Below are 3,142 nucleotides of genomic sequence, written 5' to 3'. Positions count from 1 at the left end.
CCCGTGCAATCCTGGCATGCATCGCCGGACTTATCTCGCCCAAACAACCAGCATGCATATCTAACGCAAACTGAGCCTTGTTTTTTGAAGTTTCAGGGACTGAGTCGCCTCTACGACAATTAGTTCAGTGCCTGTGTCGATGACCTCGTCGCGCTCCCTACCGTCAAGTTTAAATGAGCCCGTGGAGTTGGCCTGACGATATAGCTGCCGGGCGACCTGTCGAACAGAGGCTTCAAATTCGGCTCCATTTAACATATCGTTCGCGAAATCAGGCATTCTTCCTATTTCCCAATAACAAGCAAAACCAACAGACGATTTATAGCCCCGCTCAGGTTAAATTGCAATTTATAATGATAATTTTTTAGTAGAATGACTAGCCGAGCGTGGCAAGCAGAAAGATAGAGCCCCCCTCACCCTCCACCCACCGCCGGCAGGCCCAGCACGGCGCGGTTGGTGCCCTCGGCGGTCGGCTCGAACGCCAGCAGGGCGCCGGTGGCGAGCGCGATGCGCTGCACGAGGGACAGGTGGAACAGCCCGGCCCGGTCGCTCCCGGCGCGGGCGTGGAGGGTCACGGGCTGGCCGGAGACCAGCCGCAGCCGCAGGGCGTCGGGCACCGGGGGACCGGCGTCCTCGACCAGGAACAGGACCGTCTCGGCGACCCCGTGCCGGAACTGGGCCGACAGCATCACCGGCCGGCGCCCCAGCCCGTTGTGCAGGCCGAAGCGGGCCAGCGCGGTCAGCGCGTGGGTCAGCAGGAAGCCGTCCGCATGCACCCACAGGTCCGGCGGCACCGACCCGACGGTGACCAGATCCTCGCGGTCGGGGCGGGTGGCCAGCAGCACGCCGGCGACCTCGACCAGGATATCCTGCACCGGCACCGGCCGGGAGTGCGGGTCCAGGCTGACAGGCGCTGCGCCCAGCAGGGCCATGTTCTGCTCGACCGCGCGCGCCACGCCGGCGCCGAGCCCGACCGCGGCCAGGTCGGCGCTGCCGCAGGGCACGTCCACGCCCTCGAACTGGAGGGCCGCGAGGCGGCGGCTGAAGTCCATGACGGCGGTCAGGGGGGTGCGTACGGCGAGTGCGCCGGCCTCCGGCGTCTGATCCGGCTCCCGGGCGGGCCCGGTGGCCCCCGGGTCTCCGTCCACCGGCCACAGGCTGTTGAGGGTGGCTTCCAGCGCCACCTGCTGTTCCAGCGGCACATCGACGCAGAACAGCCGCGCCCGGCCCTCGTCGTCGCGCAGGGACAGGTGGTTGGAGCGCACCCGCACCAGACCCCCGCTCTTGTGCCGTAGGGCGATCTGTCCGCCGCTGGGGGGCGGGCCGCCGGCCAGCCAGGCGGCGATTTCCGCGACGACGGCGTTCTGGATGTGCTCCGGGATGATGAGGTCTTCCAGGCGCCGGCCCAGCGCCTCGGCCGCCGTGAAGCCGTACAGATGGGTGCTGGCGTCGTTCCAGTAGAACACGCGCCGGTCGGCGTCGTAGCCCTGGATGGCGACGGCGCGCAGCGAGTCCAGCGTGGTGTCGGTGTCGCGCGTCATGTCGGTCCCGCCACTCCCGCCCCTGCCGTTGTGCGCTCGGACCCCGGGCCGCACCGCCCGCGACTCCTCCAGACTGTGACACCGTATGCGAAGGGCAGCAAGGGACTGACCACGTTCGGGAGGCGCGGGCGATCCCGCGCGGATCCGATCAACCCACGGCGCGGCTTCGAGGCGCGCCGGTCAGGACCCGCGCTCCTCGGGCGCCGTCGGGGCGCGCGAGCGGAAGCGCCACAGGGTGCCCGGCAGCAGGCGCGAGACGGCCGTCCCCGTGGGCGGCGTCGGTGTCTCCGTGTCGGCGGGGCGGCCGCCGTGCGCCACCTGCTCCAGCACGGCCGGAGCGCGGCGACGCTCCCGGTGGCGGTCCCAGCGCAGGGCGGCGATGGCGGCGCGGGCGGTGCGCTCCGCCACCCCGGCGGTGAAGCGGCGCACCGGGCGGGCCGGCGGCCCCGGCAGCACCTCGCGCAGCACGTCCTCCAGGCGGGGGGCCGTGAAGCGGGCGCGCCACTCGCGCGGATAGCCCAGCGAGACCTCCTCGAACCGGGTGCCGTGACGCCAGTCCGTGCGCGGCACGTGCTGATGGCCGGTGACCACGACGGGGGCGCGGAAGCGGCGGTGCCAGTCCTCGGTCGCGACCGTGCCGCACCAGGGCGCCAGGCGCGGCACCCGGCTGATGAACAGCAGGTCCCGGCGCAGCGGGAAGTGGTTGATGAGAATCGGCCGCGTCCCCTTGGGCAGGGCGGCGAGGCGGGACTCGGTGTAGTCCAGGCGCGCCCGGCACCAGCTCGCCCGGTCGGGATAGGGCGCGGGGGACAGGTGCACTTCGTCGGCGGAGCGCGCGCGCCCGGCCGTGGCCCAGGCGCGCAGGTCCTCCATGGCCACGTTGGCGGGCCGGAAGCTGTAGTCGTACAGCACGAACAGGGGGCAGATCACGCGCGGGTGGCGCGCCCCCGGGGCGGCGCCCTCGGGCCGGGGGCCGGGGAGGTCCGCCGGCCAGACGGGGTAGGGGTCTTCCGGTGTGAGCACGCCGTAGGCCCGGGCCAGCGCCACCAGCGCGTCGTACTTGCGCACACCGGACAGGCGGCCGCGCGCCTCCTCGGTGGTCCACAGCTCGTGGTTGCCGGGCACCCAGATCACCTGGGCGAAGCGGGGCACCAGCGCCTCGAAGGCGGCGGCCACATGGACCAGCGTTTCGCCCACGTCGCCGCACAGGATCAGCCAGTCGTCCCGGTGCTCCGCGGGAGACTCCAGAATCGCCCGGTTCTTGGCATGCCCGAGGTGCAGGTCGCTGATCGCCAGCAGCTTCATCGGGGCCTCCTGTGGCCGGCCCTCCCCCATTCCGAGACTCGGTTCCCCCCGAGAGCCCACTCTACCACGGCCGGCGGGGAATCTCAGCAGAGGTTTGGACGGCGTCACGGCAACGGGTTCAGGTTAACATGACGGCCTGTTCCGCGCCGCCTGAGCAGGCCGCTCGAGATCCCTCGTCTCGCTTCGCTCACTCGGGATGACCCATTAAAAATGGCTCAAATCGCGTTCGCTATGCATTCCCGGATTTGGTATCATGAAGGATACCGAACGCGGGAGGCGGGCATGGATCGGGACACGTT

General features: G+C 70.5%; 2 protein-coding genes. Both read right to left on the bottom strand.

Features of this window, described 5'->3' with window-relative positions; all coding sequences use genetic code 11:
- Positions 1–410: 410 nt before the first annotated feature.
- Positions 411–1,538, bottom strand: a complete 1,128-nt coding sequence (locus tag GHC57_RS18740) for a PAS domain-containing protein (protein WP_153347128.1) — start codon at positions 1,536–1,538, stop codon at positions 411–413.
- Positions 1,539–1,718: 180 nt separating this feature from the next.
- Entirely contained in the window at positions 1,719–2,843 is a 1,125-nt protein-coding gene (locus GHC57_RS18735) for a metallophosphoesterase family protein (protein ID WP_153347126.1), read from the bottom strand.
- Between the last annotated feature and the right edge of the window lie 299 nt (positions 2,844–3,142).

Source organism: Roseospira navarrensis (genome assembly GCF_009601025.1).
GTDB lineage: Bacteria > Pseudomonadota > Alphaproteobacteria > Rhodospirillales > Rhodospirillaceae > Rhodospira > Rhodospira navarrensis.
This window is presented reverse-complemented; position numbering and strand designations above follow the sequence as displayed.